This is a genomic window from Streptococcus parasalivarius (assembly GCF_054785155.1).
Genome location: NZ_BAABOB010000004.1, coordinates 156,039 through 172,419, shown reverse-complemented (window position 1 = coordinate 172,419; position 16,381 = coordinate 156,039). Strand labels below are relative to the sequence as shown.

Genomic DNA, 16,381 nt, shown 5'->3' with positions numbered 1-16,381 from the left:
TATCATTGGACTCCCTTAATACTCCACTTCCAACTCCGTACAGAGGAGACTTCCGCTCAGATGAAGTTTCGTTTCAACTTGCTCTAAATCAGATTCAAAACGATCCACCTTTACAGATGATAGGGGATGTGAGATTCCAGTGGTGTCCATGACACAACCATGAGGAAGTCGAATATGAACTTCACCAAACTTAGCATCAAGATGAACTGCTACCTGACTTGATGCAAAGCTGGCTTGACTCAAATCCAGCCACAGCTCACCGAAAGCCATATTCATATCAACCGTTTCGACTTCTTGAGAATAGATGCGATACCTATCCTCAGCCATATATGTCTTAACAGAAATATGTGGTCCTTCTTGGTCGTTCTTATTGACCTTATAGTCTTTAGTGAGACCTTTCTTTTGACTACGGCCATATAGCAACTCTAAAGCTAAACCTATTAGAAAGATACCGCTAAAGAGATTCCACTGTGCAAAATCGAGGTTTAACAAGTCATGGACATAGGGTGATAAGAAGGCCAAACCAAGAAAAATAAGGAGAGGTCGCCTATTCAAGATACCAAAACAAAAGAAGGCCACGAAGAAGACCAGATTATAGTTGACCATGATCCAAAAATCTGGAATAAAGGCACTAGCGATAAAACAAGCTGCTAGTAAAAGCAACAAGAAGGACCGAAGATTAAATCGTTCCATAAGAAAACTCCTTTCTAAAGAAATGATTGCAATTTTCCAATTATTTTCACTATCAGTATAGCACTATTTGTAAACGTATTCAATGTTATATTAAAAGGATTTGCAAGAAAAAAGAGCTTTCGCTCTTTCATCATTTTCAATGTTTGACAGTTACTTGTCCAAAGGATACTGAGCCTGTTAGAGAAACTGTAGTGCTTGATAACTCTCGCTCTCCTAGACTATCGTAGCCTTTCACTCCTGCTAGGCTTGTATGAAGCCCGTGTGTATCCACTTGCCAATCCTTGGGCACTCGAATGATAACCTGAGAAAAATTTGCCTGAACCACAATCTGAGGTCGGTCCGTCATAAACTGAGCCTGACGCAAATCCAAGGTCAAACGCCCGAAATCAGCATTGGCATAGACAGTTTCGAGGTTTTGAGAAGTCACCACTTGCACAGACTCTGAAAAAAGAGTCTTAGCAAAAATTTCTCTCTCATGTTCTTTAGACACCTTGTAAGAGAATTTTTTCTTATAACTTGGCTTGCTCAAACGGTCCACTGCAATCCCCAAGATAAGAATTCCTACAAAGAGTGTCCATTCCGAATAGTCCAATCTAAAGAGGTCATGGATATAGGTCGATAGAAAAGCCATCCCCAAGAAAAAGAGAAATTTCCCCTTAGATTGCCAGCTCAAAAGCACAAAAAGCAAGGCTAAAATCAACTTATAATTAAAAGCCAAATACAAATCTGGAATAAAAGCTGTTGCGATAAAATAGGCAGCAATGATAAGTAAGGTAATAACACCTGAATTAAAGCGTTTCATAACAAGTCCTCCCTAAATCCTGTCCTTGAGTTTTTCCACAAAAAGGTAGGCTGCTGGACAGAAAAGCGTATTTTTGATAGTCAGATGATTGATCTGATAGATTTTCTTACGATCCGTGTGAGGAAAGGCTGCACAAGCCTTAGGACGGACATCATAAATATCACAGAGATTATCAGGCCCTAAGAAGGGACAAGGCATAGACTTGAAGACCTTGTCGCCATCCTCATCTACCTGCAGGTACATCTCCTCGAAGGCAGGTAATTTCATGCGAAAATGCTTGGCAATGCGAGTAATGTCCTGCTCTGTGAAGTCGGGACCAAGCGTCTTACAACAATTAGCACACTGGGTACAATCAATTTCTTGAAAGACTTCATTGTGTACCTGCTGAACAATCTTATCTAAATTTTTAGGAGCCTTCTTCTTGAGTTGTGCTAGAAACTTTCGGTGCTCCCCTTGCTTTTGACGTGCCAATTCCTCATAACGTTTGACATCAATAGTCTGTGACATGTGTTTTCTCCGATAATTTATAATTCTGTCATCTATTATAGCATAAAAGAAATAGAGCCTAGCTTGAACTAGACTCTATGTAAGTTACATTGATACGATTCTACGATAAGAACGCGACGTTAGGACGAAAACCAAGATATAAGCTAGGAAGAAAACACCACAAACAATGATAGTGACCACTAACATAAGACTTGGGTTGAAAACTCCAATAATACGCACAATCAAACTGATCATATGATAGGCAAAGGCCAAGTGAGTAATGGCAAAAATCAAAGGAAGGAAGAAGACGGTAAGAACTTGTTTACGAATGGTTTTCTTGACTTGTTGATCATCCAACCCAATCTTTTGAAGAATAACAAAACGCTCACGATCCTCATAACCTTCAGAAATCTGTTTATAGTAAATCACGAGAACTGTTCCAAGCATGAAGATGATGGATAGGAAGATACCGATAAAGAAGGTTCCACCAACAAAGCCATTTAGCATCCCTTCTGTATCATATCGGCTATTTGCAGTGAGGTAAGACTCAGGGACACCTGTAGTTTGTCCAGCTAACTGTTGTGTTACTTTATCCGTCATTTGATCCAGCAAATCTGAATTTTTCTTGGCATCATGTGAAGGGTCTTTAACGTTAACACCAATATAGGTAGCTTGAGTGGTTGCTGTTCCTTCGATACTTTCTTGAAAATCACCCATATCAGGAACGACAAGGTAGTTATAATCAGAAACTATAATTGTAAAGATATTGGGTACTTTACCTTTAATAAAGTCATTAAGAGCATCCTGAATCTGGTAGGTTTGACCGTTTACAGACAAACTCTTTTGACCCTTTAATGTTTTATTTTTAGTAAATAAGCCAACTTGGTTTGAAGCCAAATTTAGGTTTTTACCTGTTAATTGTTTATAAGTTGCTTGTGAGAAGACAAGAAAAATTGATTTTGGCAGAACCTTTCTTTCATTCTCAGAAAAGATGGTTAACTTGTTTTTTTCTTGTTCTTTGATACCAAAGTAGAGGTAATTTACTTCCACTTTTCTATTTACCTGATTTCCCGACTGTGCTAAGAAATCACTCATAACCTTCTGTGTGTTTGTTAAATCCACATTAGTCCCTGTAACCGAGTAATCATGTGGAGCAGCACTCACCAAATAGTCTTTTTTCCCAGCATAGATACTTGCAGCCCCTACAAGCGTCACCAAAACCATACTTGAGAGGATGGCAATGGTCGCCAGCCCAACTGCATTTTTCTTCATCCGAAAGACAAGGTTGGAAATGGAAATCATATTATTGGGCTTGTAATAGTAGCTTTTCTTCTTTTTCAAGAGTTGCAGAACTACTGTTGTGCCGGCATTAAAGAGAAGATAAGTTCCTAGAATAACTAGTAAAACAGCCAAGAAAAAACTCATAATAGCCGTTACTGGATCCTTAACAGAGAGAGCAAGGTAGTAACCATACCCCATAGCCCCAAGCCCCAAAAAGGTCTGAATAACTAGGAAACGTCCCTTTTTTTCACCCTTAAGGCCATCTTTAGTTAATTGTAAAGGATTAAGCCGTAGCAATCGGAAACCATTTACCAAAACCAACAAACTAAAAATACAAGCAAAGATGACAAGAACAATAGGAATTGTCATTACCTGAAAGGTTGAAACTAAACCATTACTTTCACCGATAAGCCTTTGAAGAAAAGCATAGATGAGTTTATCGAATAGCGCTCCTACACCTATACCTAGAAGCAGAGTCACAAAACCTAAAATCACCGTTTCTTTTAACATCATACTAAAGAGGTGAGGCTTCTCTAAACCTAACACACTATAGAGACCAAGCTCCTTTGAACGGTTTTTCATGACAAAGCTGTTGGCATAAAGAACAATGATTCCTGAGGATAGGGCGACAATTCCAAGTCCCATCCCCAGAACCATCTTGATAGCATCTGCCCCAGTTAAGTTATCCAGATGCGGATTAAGCGTTAAAGATGTAAAAATATAGGTAATGGCAATAGCCAGAATAGTTGCCAAAGCAAAAGGATAATAAAGCTTACGATTTTTTATGAGATTGGACAAAGCCAGTCTATTGGTTAGACGAAACATATTAGTTCACCTCACTTGCCATTGCAGTTAGTGTATCGGAAATTTCTTGGAACATTTGATGTTCAGACTTATCCCCTTTGAAGATTTGATTATAAAGAATACCATCCTTGATAAACAAAACACGCTTCGCTCGACTGGCGGCCGCTGTCGAGTGAGTTACCATGAGAATGGTCTGACCGCTAGCATTAATAGCATCAAAGACATCCAAGAGCGCCGCTGAAGATTTGGAATCCAAGGCACCTGTTGGCTCATCTGCTAAAAGGATTTCTGGTTTAGTAATGATTGCACGCGCAACTGCAACCCTTTGCTTTTGGCCACCTGAAATTTCATAAGGATACTTCTCCAGTAAGGAATGAATTCCCAGTTGACGACTGATTGCATCTACTTGTGTCATCATTTGCTTAAGTGGACGACGAGAAAGAACCAAAGGTAGCAGGATATTATCTTTAACTGATAGGGTATCTAAAAGATTGAAATCTTGGAAAACAAACCCTAATCTTTCACGACGGAAGCTGGAAGCATCCTTGTTTTTGATGGTTGCTGTGTCCATACCATTCAGATAGACACGCCCTGCTGTTGGTTTATCAAGCATGGCAAGGATATTAAGCAAGGTTGATTTTCCTGACCCGGACTCACCCATGATTGCAACGTAGTCACCTTTATCAACCGTAAAATGGATATCTTTAAGGGCTTCAACCTGATTTCCTTTGAAACGTGTTTTATAGATTTTTTTAACATGTTGAACATCTAGTAATGTCATAATAAGCTCCTTTATTTAATAGATTTGGAAGAGATTTTAGGAACCTCTTACTTAACTTCTGATACCATTTTATAGAAAAAGCAAGGTCTCAACCATAACCCTTGCTTTCATTTCTAGCCTTATTTCTTACACTTTTGTAAGTTATTAATCAATAGCCAACTTCTGCTTTTGAAAATGAATGGAAACTGTGGTTCCTTGACCTACTTGAGAGCTAATACTAATATCATGTCCAAGCTGATCAGCAATTTTCTTTGAAAGATAGAGACCTAACCCAGACGACTGCTGAGTCAATCGGCCATTGTAACCTGAAAAACCACGCTCAAAGACACGTAAAATATCACTATCCTTGATACCAATCCCAGAATCTTTAAGATAAAGCCTATTATCTTTGAAGTAAATGTCAATACCGCCAGTCTTTGTGTACTTCAAACTGTTTGACAAGACCTGCTCTACGATAACCAAGAGCCATTTTTCATCTGTAACGACCTCAACATCCAAGTCGTGTAGATTAATAGTTAATCCTTTTTGAATAAAGAAAAGACTATGCTTTCGAATAACTTCTTTAACCAAGTTTTCTAATTCAACCTGTTTCAATTGCAAATCATCATGAAAGTTTTCCAAACGTAAATACTGCAAGACCAGATTGGTGTAGGCATCAATCTTGAAGACCTCTTGCTCCAAGAGAGCCCTCGTTTTACTATCTGTAACATCCCCTAACAATAATTGACTGGCTGCTATTGGCGTTTTGATTTGATGCACCCAAAGGGTATAGTAGTCCATCAAATCTGTATAGCGCTTGCGCTCCTCCTCAGTCTGAACCATTTGACTCTCCTTAGCATTTTCCAAGGCCTGAGCTAGATAAAACTCTAAAGGACTTGATGGTGTCATTTTCTCATAAAGATAAGCTAACTTATAAGACTGATAAGAGCTAACCAAGTCCCAAATAACTATGATGATAGCCACAAATGTCAGTAAGGTCAAGGCATAATGAAGAATATCTGCCACCTCTTCAAATAAAAAGGCAAACAAAAGCAAGATAATTCCGTTAAAGATAAACAATAAATAGAAAGGCAGACGAGACCTAATATGGTATTTGATAAATTGACGCTTACCCATCATGACGCAACCCGTAGCCGACACCTTTCTTGGTTTCTATAAAATCCTTCAAACCGACCGCCTCTAACTTCTTACGTAAACGTGCCACATTGACAGAGAGTGTATTATCATCAATAAAGAAGTCACTGTTCCATAGCTCCTTCATGAGGTCTTCCCGACTAACGATATTTCCAGCATGGTCGAAGAGAACTTGTAAAATCTGAAACTCGTTCTTGGTCAAAGAAACGACTTCTCCCTGATAAACCAGATCCATGGCCTTAAGGTTCAGAATCACACCCATATATTCCAAAAGACTCTGATCCTTTCCAAACTCATAAGATCGGCGCAAAAGCCCTTGAATTTTTGCCAAGAGAACATTTTGGTCAAAGGGTTTAGTCACAAAGTCGTCCCCACCCATATTGATTGCCATAACGATATCCATGGCCTGATCTCTGGAAGACAAGAACATAATAGGCACCTTGGAGACCTTCCGAATTTCCTGACACCAGTGATAACCGTTAAATAGAGGTAAACCAATATCCATAAGAACCAAGTGGGGTTCTTCTTTTACAAAAATAGATAATACTTCCATAAAATCTTCAACAATAACAACTTCGTAACCCCATTGTTCTAGTATTTTTTTGACTTGTTGACGGATAACCTCGTCGTCCTCCACTAATAAAATCTTATGCATAACTCAACCTCTTTCATTTCCCACTATTATAACAATAAATACCCCAAGAAACGACCATTCTCAGCAAATCTTACAATAATGTTAGATTGAATTTTCCAATTTTTAAAATAGTGCGTTTTCATAGGAAAAATCCTTTGAGTCTTCAAAGAAAATATAGTATTATAATAGAGTTGATGTTGGTTTATCACCAACCAACGACAGCTTCATCGAATAATGAGAACATTACTTATTTATGTCACGAATTGGCGTGACGTTTCTACAAGGTGCCGTAACACCTAACAATAAGTAAGTCATAAAGTCATCAAAAGATTTTACCGTCTTTTTATGATTTTAAAGGCTTGCTTGGCAGGCCTTTTTCTGTTATTCGATTGGTTTGATCTTTGCCAGATTCTCAATGGAATCTGAGAAAATCAAAATATACTTTAGTTTTATTTTTTTATAGGAGGTAATATGAAATTACTGGAAGACCGCATTCTCAAAGATGGGAATGTCCTTGGGGAGAACATCCTCAAAGTTGACTCTTTCCTTACTCACCAAGTGGACTTTGATCTCATGCGTGAGATTGGAAAGGTCTTTGCTGAAAAGTTCAAGGATGCAGGCATCACCAAGGTGGTGACTATCGAGGCATCTGGTATTGCTCCAGCCCTCTATGCTGCTGAGGCTTTGGATGTCCCTATGATCTTTGCTAAGAAGGCTAAAAATATCACCATGAATGAAGGAATCCTCACTGCTGAGGTCTACTCCTTCACTAAGCAGGTGACTAGTACTGTCTCTATCGCAAGCAAGTTCCTCACTCCAGAAGATAAGGTTCTCATCGTTGATGACTTCCTAGCTAACGGCCAAGCTGCCAAAGGCTTGATTCAAATCATCGAAGAAGCTGGCGCACACGTCGAAGCTGTCGGAATCGTTATCGAGAAATCCTTCCAAGATGGTCGTGCTCTTTTGGAAGAAGCCGGCTACCCAGTGGTTTCACTTGCTCGTTTGGATCGTTTTAAAAATGGTCAGGTTGTATTTAAGGAGGCAGACATCTAATGCAAAACAAAGAGAAACACTCGCAGGCGGCGGTCCTAGGACTGCAACACCTTCTTGCCATGTACTCGGGATCAATCCTGGTGCCAATCATGATTGCTGGTGCTTTGGGGTATTCAGCTCATGAATTAACCTACTTGATTTCCACCGACATTTTCATGTGTGGTGTAGCAACCTTCCTCCAACTTCAACTTAATAAATACTTCGGTATCGGTCTTCCAGTTGTTCTTGGGGTTGCCTTCCAGTCAGTAGCACCACTTATTATGATTGGTGAGAAACACGGTAGTGGTGCTATGTTTGGTGCCCTTATCGTTTCAGGGATTTATGTTATCCTCGTTTCTGGCGTCTTTTCAAAAGTGGCCAATCTCTTCCCTTCTATCGTTACGGGATCTGTCATCACTACTATTGGTTTGACCCTCATCCCTGTTGCTATCGGAAATATGGGAAATAATGCTGATAAGCCTACTGGTCAAAGCCTCTTCCTTGCAGCTATCACCATTCTCATCATCCTTTTGATTAATATTTTCACTAAAGGATTTATCAAATCTATCTCAATCTTGATTGGTTTGATTGTCGGTACTGCTATCGCAGCAAGCATGGGCTTGGTTGACTTCTCACCAGTGGCTGCGGCACCTATTGTCCACGTGCCAACACCATTCTACTTCGGAATGCCTAAGTTTGAGTTGTCATCAATCATCATGATGTGTATTATCGCTACAGTGTCTATGGTTGAATCAACTGGAGTTTACTTGGCCCTCTCTGATATTACCAAAGAACCACTCGATAGCGCTCGCCTTCGTAACGGTTACCGCGCTGAAGGTTTGGCTGTTCTCCTTGGTGGACTCTTCAACACCTTCCCATACACCGGTTTCTCTCAAAACGTTGGTCTTGTGAAGTTGTCAGGTATTAAGACTCGCTTGCCAATCTACTATGCAGCTGGTTTCCTTGTTCTTCTTGGACTCCTTCCTAAGTTTGGTGCCTTGGCTCAAATCATCCCAAGCCCAGTCCTTGGTGGCGCTATGCTTGTTATGTTCGGTTTTGTTTCTATCCAAGGGATGCAAATCTTGGCACGTGTTGATTTCGCCAACAACGAGCACAACTTCTTGATTGCTGCGGTATCAATCGCTGCAGGGGTTGGTCTTAACGGCAGCAACCTCTTCAACAGCCTACCAAATGCTTTCCAAATGTTCTTCTCAAACGGTATCGTCGTTGCAAGCTTGCTTGCCATCGTCCTCAATGCCATTTTGAACCATAACAAAAAAGAAAAATAACACAAGAACACCTGAGTCACTTGACTTAGGTGTTTTGTCATGCAATAAAACAGATTGAATCCAAGTCATATCTATAGTACAATGAAAATATAAATGTTTGAAAAATTAATTTAGAAAGGAAAACAGAATGCACGAAACATATTCTCTCCGTGAGCGATTCCTTGTTTTCTTCAAGATTTTTGTGCCCATACTGATTTATCAGTTTGCCAACTTCTCGGCAGCCTTTGTGGACACTACCATGACTGGTCAATACGATACCCTACACTTGGCGGGGGTAGCCATGGCAACGAGTTTATGGAGTCCTTTTTTCACCTTTTTAACAGGTATCGTCTCTGCCTTGGTTCCTATTATCGGACACCATCTAGGGGCAGGTCGCAAGGACCGAGTGGCTCCAGATTTTTACCAATTTCTCTATATGGCTTTAGGTCTATCACTGATCCTCTTTGCCCTCGCTTTTCTGGGGGCACCCTTAGTTCTGGGCCACTTAGGTTTGGAACCTGTGGTTAGAAAGGTGGCCCTTGGTTACCTACGCTTTTTGAGCCTTGGGATTATTCCCCTTCTGCTCTTTAGCGTGGTTCGCTCCTTCCTTGATGCGCTTGGACTCACGCGCCTTTCCATGTACCTCATGCTTTTGCTTCTACCACTAAATGGTTTCTTCAATTTCCTCCTCATCTATGGCATCGCTGGTCTACCAGAGCTGGGAGGAGCCGGAGCTGGTCTTGGAACTTCATTGGCTTACTGGGTCCTACTCCTTATTTCCATCGCAGTTATCAGAAAGCATAAGAAGGTTAAACCATACCACATCGAAAAGATTCAACCTCTTGATAAAAGGGCTCTGCTTGACGCACTGAAACTAGGTTTCCCCATTGGTGGTACGGTCTTTGCGGAGGTTGCCATCTTTTCAGGTGTTGGTCTAGTTATGGCCAAGTATCCATCCCTAGTCATTGCCAGTCATCAAGCAGCCATGAATTTCTCAAACCTCATGTATGCCTTTCCTCTCAGTGTTTCCAGTGCAATGGCTATCATTATTTCTTACGAATTTGGAGCTAAACGCATGGATGCGGTCAAGAGCTATAGCAAGCTAGGACGTCTAACTGCCTTAGGTTTTGCTGGTTTTACCTTGTTCTTTCTCTATTTCTTGCGCTATGATTTAGCTGAACTCTATGGACATGAACCTGAGTTTTTGAGAATGACGGCCGTTTTCATGACCTATAGCCTCTTCTTTCAAGTGGCGGATGTCTTTGCAGCTCCACTTCAAGGAATTCTGCGTGGCTATAAGGACACCAAGGTCCCTTTCTATCTCGGTGTCTTGTCATACTGGGGCATGACCTTCCCTGTTGGTTACCTTCTTGAAAAAGTTGCTGGACTGGGTCCATATAGTTACTGGATTGGCCTGATTGCCAGTCTTATCGTCAGTGGTCTTTGTTACCAATGGCGCTTAAATAAAATCGTCAAACGATACGAATCACAACAGTAACACACCTGAAGCAGTCTTTTCCGACTGCTTTTTCTATGTCCAAATCTCGATAATGCAGAAAAAAACTCCTGCATATTGAAAACAGATAAACTGTTATCAATACACAGAAAGCTTCTTTTGATGAGTGATTAATTAAATTCAGATTTTCCTGACCTATTACCAAACTGGATTCATTAATGAAAACATAGATGTTTAATATTGAAAAAAGTATCACAGAGACCAGCTGGATCAACTAGGGCAACATAAATCATGACTAAACCACATAGAGCTAGGAAATGATAAACATAAACTACTTTCTCCCCTGTTTTAGGAAGTAAAAGAAAAGACCAGAACCACAAGACACAAATGGCTATTAATATGATTAGTTTATTCATCCATTCCATAATAATCTCCGTCAAAAAGGTTTAGCACAATAACATAGTCCTTAGGACTATCTGAATGTTATCACAAAATCTAACAAGCGCTGTCATTACTTCTTAAGGAAATATCTTAGTATTCTCTTGCTAGTCTTGTTTTGGTAAGTTAAGACATATAAAATCATATTGGGAGGTTGGGAAGACTCATTATTATGTAAAGTACAATAATGTTTACAGACGCCAAAACCAGCAGACGCCAAAACCAGCAAAAGCCAAGGAGAAGGACACATTTACACTTGTCAGATTTCTCACTACTATAGTCTACTACTTTTTTGGTTTGATACGTAAAACAAATTCGATAAAATTGTAAAAAAATGTAATGAAAGGTCACTTTTTTGTCCTGAACGGTTAGGTAACATGTTATGTTAGCTTTAAAGGGCTTTCAATAAATTCTTTTACAGGCAAAAGAGACTGGTAACGTGGGGCACCAACCTCTTTATTTATGACATGATTCTACTAAAAAGATTTCTTAAAGCGAGTGACTAATCATTCCACTTGGTCAAGTAAGTAGGCATAGCCTTCTTTTGCCATATCGGCTTTAGGCACAAATCGTGTTGCGGCACCATTGATACAATAGCGTAGACCACCCTTATCGCTTGGACCATCTGGAAAGACATGCCCTAAATGGGAGTCCCCCGCACGACTACGGACCTCGATACGTTCCATATTGTGAGAATGATCTTCCTTGTAGTTGGCTACCTCAGGACTAATAGGGCGAGAGAAACTTGGCCAGCCACAGGCTGAATCAAACTTATCCTTGGATGAAAAGAGAGGTTCACCAGTCACTACATCAACATAAATCCCTGGTTCAAAATGATTCCAAAGCGGACTTGTAAAGGCCCGTTCCGTTCCATTTTCCTGGGTCACAGCATAGGCTTCTGAACTCAAACTTCCCTTAAGCTCCTCCTGACTTGGCTTGTGATAAGTACTTGAATCAATAATAGGATTAACGGCTTGATTAACATTAATATGGCAATAGCCATTAGGATTCTTCTTGAGATAATCTTGATGGTAATCCTCGGCAGGAATAAAGTGCTTCAGAGGCAACAATTCAACTGCCAAAGGCTGACCGTATTGCTCAGTCATTTCTTGGAAAACTTGCTCGATAATTGGCAAGTCATTTTCATCGGTATAGTAAACACCCGTACGGTACTGAGTTCCCATATCATTGCCTTGCTTATTTTTACTAAGGGGATTGATAATACGGAAGAAATGTAGCAAAATCTCTCGCAATGACACTTGGCTGGCATCATAAGTCACCTGAACAGTCTCAGCATGACCCGTCTGACCGATGAGCTCATAGCGAGTCGTCTCACTACGCCCATTAGCATAACCCGAAACCGCATCAAGCACACCTGACACACGAGAGAAATACTCCTCAACACCCCAGAAACAACCACCAGCAAGATAGATTATATGATTATTTAGATTTGACATTTTTAACACTCCCTTCAATAGATACTTGCATTTCCACGCCTTAAGTGTAACGCTTTTGAGAAGATTTCGCACTTATAGTGACTTGGAGACACAAAAAATCCCATCACATTGTGATAGGATGGGATTTTTATTCCATTTCGAAGCTTTCGCTCTTGATTTTATCTGGTAAAACGAGAGACAGGAGGATGAACAAGATGGCTGGTATCAACCATGGCAGTGATGCTCCTGATAATGGAAGGAAGTTAATGAGGGCATTGAGTCCCGCAAGTTTAAACTGGCTTCCAATTACACTAAGCAAGGCAATCAGCGTGACTACGGCAACTGTCATTTGCATACCAGGTTTTGACAGAGCCACGAACTTGTTGGCAATTACAATCATGACAATCGTAATCGTGATTGGGTAGAGAATCAAAAGCACTGGCACTGAGAAAGCAATGATATTGTTAAGTCCCAAGTTGGCAATCGCAAACCCAATCAAGGTAAAGATAATGGCGTAAGCCTTGTAAGATACTTTCGGAAATGCCTTATGGAAGAATTCCCCAGTCGCAACGATAAGTCCTGCGGTTGTTGTGAAGCAAGTCACTGTCACCATGATAGCTAGGAAAATCTGAGCTGCTGGTCCAAAGATGGCTTGTGTAGCTTGTGACAAGACACTTGCACCAATATTGGCATCTTTTGGTAATCCCGTCACTTGGAGTGGGAAATGATTCCCCAAAAAGGCTAATCCCAAATACAGAGCACCGAAGAGAATAGTCACTACGAAACCAACGACCCAAATCGTTGAGATATACTCTTTTTTAGACTTGAAGCCTAATTGGTTGAGTGTGACTACTGCTACTACACTGAAGGCCACAGAAGCCAAGGCATCCAAGGTGTTGTAGCCTTCCAAGAATCCTTTACCAAAAGCAGAAGCCTGATAGGCTTGACTTGCATCCTGAGGATTGTGACCACCATATTTAAATACTCCTGCCACGATAACGATAACAATCATGATGGCAAAGATAGGCGTCAATATACGTCCAATACTATCTAGAATTTTAGATGGATTCATGGCAATCCAAAGTGCTAGAACAAAGTAGATTACGGTAAAGACAAAGAGCCAAAGGCTAGTATGTCCACTTCCAATCAAAGGCGAGAAGCCAATTGAAAAGGCGGTGGCCGCCGTTCTAGGAATGGCAAAGAAAGGACCAATGGACAGATAAAGTACTGCTAAATAGACTAGGGCAAACTTAGGTGAGATTTTTTGAGAAATCTCGTGAATATATCCCTTCGGATTTAGAGTCCCAATAATAAGTGTTAGAATTGCAATTCCGACACCAGATAGGACAAAACCGGCAATGGCTGGCCAGAAATGACCTCCAGATTCAAAGCCTAGCTGAGGGGGGAAGGTTAGGTTGCCCGCTCCAAAGAACATACCAAACAACAATAAAGCTGTAAGGCTTCCCTTTTTTAACATAAGTTTCTCCAATCTAAAACAAACAAGACATAACCTCCCAAAAGGAAAGGGCTTGTTTATTAATATTTTTAGTCAACTTAACTAGTATGACATGGTTAATTTGAAAGTTCAAGCAATTGAAACTTATTTACAAAGGTTTTTAAAATTGCAAATTTTCTGTATCCTTGTACGAAAAAACTAGACAAGATTCTCATCTCGTCTAGTTTGATATTTTGATTATGGGTGACTGACAATTAATTCAAGCTCTCCCTTAATTTGCCATGTTTCAACATCGCTAGGAAGAATAAAGTGGCTGCCTTTTGCAATGTCATAATCTTGTCCATCTACTTTAAGGCTTCCTTGACCGTCAAGTACACTAAACAAACTGTAATCAGCAGTCTTTTCAAAATCAGCCTTACCTGAGATTTCCCATTTATAAACGGCGAAGAAATCACTTGCTACTAAGAGCGTTGATTTGAGGTCATCTACTTTTGTTGTGACTGGTCGACTGTTGGCTGGCTCACCGATATTAAGGACATCGATAGATTTTTCAAGATGGAGTTCACGCAGGTTACCCTGATCATCTTTACGATCAAAATCATAAACACGGTAGGTCGTATCACTAGATTGTTGCGTTTCAAGAACCATGATACCTGCACCAATAGCATGCATGGTACCACTTGGCACATAGAAGAAATCACCTGCTTTAACTGGAACCTTAGTCAAAAGATTTTCCCAATCCTTACTTTCAATTTGCTGACGCAGTTCTTCTTTTGATTTGGCATTGTGGCCATAAATAATTTCAGCGCCTGGCTCAGCAGCAATGATATACCAACACTCTGTTTTACCAAGCTCACCTTCATGTTCAAGTCCATAAGCATCATCTGGATGGACTTGCACACTGAGCCAATCATTGGCATCCAAAATCTTAGTCAAAAGTGGGAAGACAGGTTCCTTGCGATTGCCGAACAATTCACGGTGCTCTGCATAAAGAACATCTAAAGTTTGACCGGCATAACGACCATTCTTAATAGTAGAAACACCATTTGGGTGAGCAGAAATAGCCCAGTACTCTCCGACATGGTCACTTGGAATGTCGTAGCCAAAGACATCACGCAAATGCGTGCCACCCCAAATCTTCTCCTGCATGACAGATTGTAAAAATAATGGTTCAGACATAATTACTCCTTTTTCTAGGAACGAGAGGCCTTAACATTTTTTGGAATTCAAGAAAAGGTGTTGACTCTCTTAGAGATTAACAGTGAAGTCTTACATAAAATAACCAATCTCTTTAAGTTACCAGACTTCTGATTCTCGAAAAATTTAGGCAAGTTCTGATTGTTGATTACCTCAATTATAAGCATAATTTGTGAAAATATCAACAAAGTCCTTAAAGAAATCATAAGATTTTGGCTTAATGGCTGCAAGTCATTTCAATAGCAAATTTCCTTTAAGAATCCTACTCATTCCTTCATTTTTCGGATAGATTAATTGAATTTAAAGACTTTTTAATCTATAATGTTAGTGATACTATGAAAGGAAATCTTCTCAATGAAATTCTATTCCTACGACTATGTGCTAAGTCAGATTAGCCAACAAAACTGGGTTATGGTTGCCATTACTGCAGGACTTATTTTAGTGACCGGCGTATTTGCTTTTAAGGCCTTTAAAGAACGCCATGATACTAAGTTTCGTGAACTCTCTATTATTTCTATTTTAACCTTAGTTGCCGTGGTTCTAATTGCTATCAGTAATTTCCAAAGCAATCAATCAAACGATAACCAATTTAGAGCATCTCTTCACTTTATCGAGGTTGTCTCTAAAAATCTCGACGTTGATAAGAGCAAGGTTTATGTTAATACTTCTACCACTACAGATGGTGCTATTCTCAAAGTTGGAAACAAGTACTATCGTGCCATCTCAGGTTCAGAACCTGACAGCTACTTGCTAGAACAAATAAAACTTTACAAGTCTGATGTTGAACTCGTGGAGGTTAAAAAATGACATCTTTTTATCTTGCTGTTGCAATTAAACTAGCTTTGGGGCTTATTTCACTCGTCTTTGTTATCAACGTAACAGGTAAAGGAAACCTAGCACCTAGCTCAGCTGCTGACCAAGTACAGAACTTTGTTCTTGGTGGAATCATCGGTGGTACAATTTATAGTAGTACCGTTTCCATCCTTCAGTACATTGTTATCCTGATTATTTGGACTATTTTGATCTTACTTCTTAAATGGCTCATCACCAATATTCACTTTATCAAACATTTGATTGACGGTAAACCAACCGTCATCATCAAACAGGGTCAACTAGATCCTGAAGCTTGTCGCTCTATAGGACTTTCAGCTTCTGATGTCGCTTTAAAATTACGTTCTCAAGGAATTTTTCAACTCAAAGAGGTTAAACGTGCAGTTATTGAACAGAACGGCCAATTGATTGTGGTCCGTTCTGGCGATGAAAATCCAAAATATCCAATCATTACTGATGGGGTCATTCAAACAGAAATTCTTGATACTATTGGTAAAACGGAAGATTGGTTAAATGAAGAGCTTCAAAAATTAGGACATGAAAACGTTTCGGATATCTTTATAGCTGAATACGATAAAGGAAACATTAATGTCGTTACTTATTAAACAAATCACTTGCATTATGAACTAAGATTTTCTACAATGGTGTCATC

Annotated in this window: 15 protein-coding genes and 1 riboswitch; of the genes, 5 read left to right on the top strand and 10 right to left on the bottom strand. The window is 39.9% G+C overall.

The window, feature by feature from the left end; genetic code table 11:
* Positions 1–15: 15 nt before the first annotated feature.
* The 7 genes from ACYVQ1_RS05165 to ACYVQ1_RS05135 all read right to left on the bottom strand — a co-directional run bounded on the left by ACYVQ1_RS05165 (position 16) and on the right by ACYVQ1_RS05135 (position 6,636).
* Complete coding sequence (locus ACYVQ1_RS05165) at positions 16–693, bottom strand: hypothetical protein (protein WP_461250063.1); 678 nt, start codon at positions 691–693, stop codon at positions 16–18.
* A gap of 136 nt (positions 694–829) precedes the next feature.
* Positions 830–1,495 (bottom strand): hypothetical protein, encoded by a 666-nt coding sequence (locus ACYVQ1_RS05160; RefSeq protein ID WP_049553606.1) that lies wholly within the window; start codon positions 1,493–1,495, stop codon positions 830–832.
* Between the two features lie 12 nt (positions 1,496–1,507).
* On the bottom strand, positions 1,508–2,002 hold the full coding sequence (locus tag ACYVQ1_RS05155) for a YkgJ family cysteine cluster protein (protein ID WP_002885314.1): 495 nt from the start codon (positions 2,000–2,002) through the stop codon (positions 1,508–1,510).
* 84 nt (positions 2,003–2,086) lie between these two features.
* Positions 2,087–4,087, bottom strand: coding sequence for an ABC transporter permease (locus ACYVQ1_RS05150; RefSeq protein ID WP_461250062.1), 2,001 nt, complete (start codon positions 4,085–4,087; stop codon positions 2,087–2,089).
* A 1-nt stretch (position 4,088) separates the two neighbouring features.
* Positions 4,089–4,847 (bottom strand): ABC transporter ATP-binding protein, encoded by a 759-nt coding sequence (locus ACYVQ1_RS05145; protein WP_002885325.1) that lies wholly within the window; start codon positions 4,845–4,847, stop codon positions 4,089–4,091.
* A 144-nt stretch (positions 4,848–4,991) separates the two neighbouring features.
* Positions 4,992–5,966: a sensor histidine kinase gene (locus ACYVQ1_RS05140; protein ID WP_461250061.1), complete on the bottom strand. Its 975-nt coding sequence runs from the start codon at positions 5,964–5,966 to the stop codon at positions 4,992–4,994.
* Positions 5,956–6,636, bottom strand: coding sequence for a response regulator transcription factor (locus ACYVQ1_RS05135; RefSeq protein WP_461250060.1), 681 nt, complete (start codon positions 6,634–6,636; stop codon positions 5,956–5,958). Before ACYVQ1_RS05135 ends, ACYVQ1_RS05140 begins: the two co-directional genes overlap by 11 nt.
* Before the next feature lie 206 nt (positions 6,637–6,842).
* Positions 6,843–6,938: riboswitch (purine riboswitch) on the top strand.
* 148 nt (positions 6,939–7,086) lie between these two features.
* On the opposite strand from ACYVQ1_RS05135, the gene ACYVQ1_RS05130 reads away from it, so the two are divergent.
* The 3 genes from ACYVQ1_RS05130 (at position 7,087) to ACYVQ1_RS05120 (ending at position 10,413) form a co-directional block, all read left to right on the top strand.
* Positions 7,087–7,668 carry a xanthine phosphoribosyltransferase gene (locus ACYVQ1_RS05130; RefSeq protein ID WP_461250059.1) on the top strand — a complete coding sequence of 194 codons (582 nt, stop codon included), beginning with the start codon at positions 7,087–7,089 and terminating at the stop codon, positions 7,666–7,668.
* Complete coding sequence (locus ACYVQ1_RS05125) at positions 7,668–8,936, top strand: nucleobase:cation symporter-2 family protein (RefSeq protein ID WP_461250058.1); 1,269 nt, start codon at positions 7,668–7,670, stop codon at positions 8,934–8,936. Before ACYVQ1_RS05130 ends, ACYVQ1_RS05125 begins: the two co-directional genes overlap by 1 nt.
* 127 nt (positions 8,937–9,063) lie before the next feature.
* Positions 9,064–10,413, top strand: a complete 1,350-nt coding sequence (locus ACYVQ1_RS05120; protein ID WP_461250057.1) for an MATE family efflux transporter — start codon at positions 9,064–9,066, stop codon at positions 10,411–10,413.
* A gap of 902 nt (positions 10,414–11,315) precedes the next feature.
* On the opposite strand, the gene msrB is transcribed toward ACYVQ1_RS05120, so the two are convergent.
* The 3 genes from msrB to manA form a co-directional block, all read right to left on the bottom strand.
* Positions 11,316–12,266: a peptide-methionine (R)-S-oxide reductase MsrB gene (gene msrB, locus ACYVQ1_RS05115; RefSeq protein WP_461250056.1), complete on the bottom strand. Its 951-nt coding sequence runs from the start codon at positions 12,264–12,266 to the stop codon at positions 11,316–11,318.
* 127 nt (positions 12,267–12,393) lie between these two features.
* On the bottom strand, positions 12,394–13,722 hold the full coding sequence (brnQ, locus tag ACYVQ1_RS05110; protein ID WP_461250055.1) for a branched-chain amino acid transport system II carrier protein: 1,329 nt from the start codon (positions 13,720–13,722) through the stop codon (positions 12,394–12,396).
* Between the two features lie 216 nt (positions 13,723–13,938).
* Positions 13,939–14,880 carry a mannose-6-phosphate isomerase, class I gene (gene manA, locus ACYVQ1_RS05105; protein ID WP_461250054.1) on the bottom strand — a complete coding sequence of 314 codons (942 nt, stop codon included), beginning with the start codon at positions 14,878–14,880 and terminating at the stop codon, positions 13,939–13,941.
* Positions 14,881–15,252: 372 nt separating this feature from the next.
* On the opposite strand from manA, the gene ACYVQ1_RS05100 reads away from it, so the two are divergent.
* The gene (locus ACYVQ1_RS05100) at positions 15,253–15,705 is read left to right on the top strand and encodes a DUF3290 family protein (RefSeq protein ID WP_021145095.1); all 453 of its coding nucleotides are present in this window, start codon (positions 15,253–15,255) and stop codon (positions 15,703–15,705) included.
* Positions 15,702–16,334, top strand: coding sequence for a DUF421 domain-containing protein (locus ACYVQ1_RS05095; protein WP_461250053.1), 633 nt, complete (start codon positions 15,702–15,704; stop codon positions 16,332–16,334). Before ACYVQ1_RS05100 ends, ACYVQ1_RS05095 begins: the two co-directional genes overlap by 4 nt.
* Positions 16,335–16,381 lie beyond the last annotated feature (47 nt).

Coding starts and splice junctions, on each gene's coding strand:
- ACYVQ1_RS05140 (WP_461250061.1), bottom strand. CDS start 5,966: ATGATGGGTAAGCGTCAATTTATCAAATACCATATTAGGTCTCGTCTG.
- ACYVQ1_RS05155 (WP_002885314.1), bottom strand. CDS start 2,002: ATGTCACAGACTATTGATGTCAAACGTTATGAGGAATTGGCACGTCAA.
- ACYVQ1_RS05165 (WP_461250063.1), bottom strand. CDS start 693: ATGGAACGATTTAATCTTCGGTCCTTCTTGTTGCTTTTACTAGCAGCT.
- ACYVQ1_RS05135 (WP_461250060.1), bottom strand. CDS start 6,636: ATGCATAAGATTTTATTAGTGGAGGACGACGAGGTTATCCGTCAACAA.
- brnQ (WP_461250055.1), bottom strand. CDS start 13,722: ATGTTAAAAAAGGGAAGCCTTACAGCTTTATTGTTGTTTGGTATGTTC.
- ACYVQ1_RS05125 (WP_461250058.1), top strand. CDS start 7,668: ATGCAAAACAAAGAGAAACACTCGCAGGCGGCGGTCCTAGGACTGCAA.
- manA (WP_461250054.1), bottom strand. CDS start 14,880: ATGTCTGAACCATTATTTTTACAATCTGTCATGCAGGAGAAGATTTGG.
- ACYVQ1_RS05145 (WP_002885325.1), bottom strand. CDS start 4,847: ATGACATTACTAGATGTTCAACATGTTAAAAAAATCTATAAAACACGT.
- ACYVQ1_RS05100 (WP_021145095.1), top strand. CDS start 15,253: ATGAAATTCTATTCCTACGACTATGTGCTAAGTCAGATTAGCCAACAA.
- ACYVQ1_RS05095 (WP_461250053.1), top strand. CDS start 15,702: ATGACATCTTTTTATCTTGCTGTTGCAATTAAACTAGCTTTGGGGCTT.
- ACYVQ1_RS05120 (WP_461250057.1), top strand. CDS start 9,064: ATGCACGAAACATATTCTCTCCGTGAGCGATTCCTTGTTTTCTTCAAG.
- ACYVQ1_RS05150 (WP_461250062.1), bottom strand. CDS start 4,087: ATGTTTCGTCTAACCAATAGACTGGCTTTGTCCAATCTCATAAAAAAT.
- ACYVQ1_RS05130 (WP_461250059.1), top strand. CDS start 7,087: ATGAAATTACTGGAAGACCGCATTCTCAAAGATGGGAATGTCCTTGGG.
- msrB (WP_461250056.1), bottom strand. CDS start 12,266: ATGTCAAATCTAAATAATCATATAATCTATCTTGCTGGTGGTTGTTTC.
- ACYVQ1_RS05160 (WP_049553606.1), bottom strand. CDS start 1,495: ATGAAACGCTTTAATTCAGGTGTTATTACCTTACTTATCATTGCTGCC.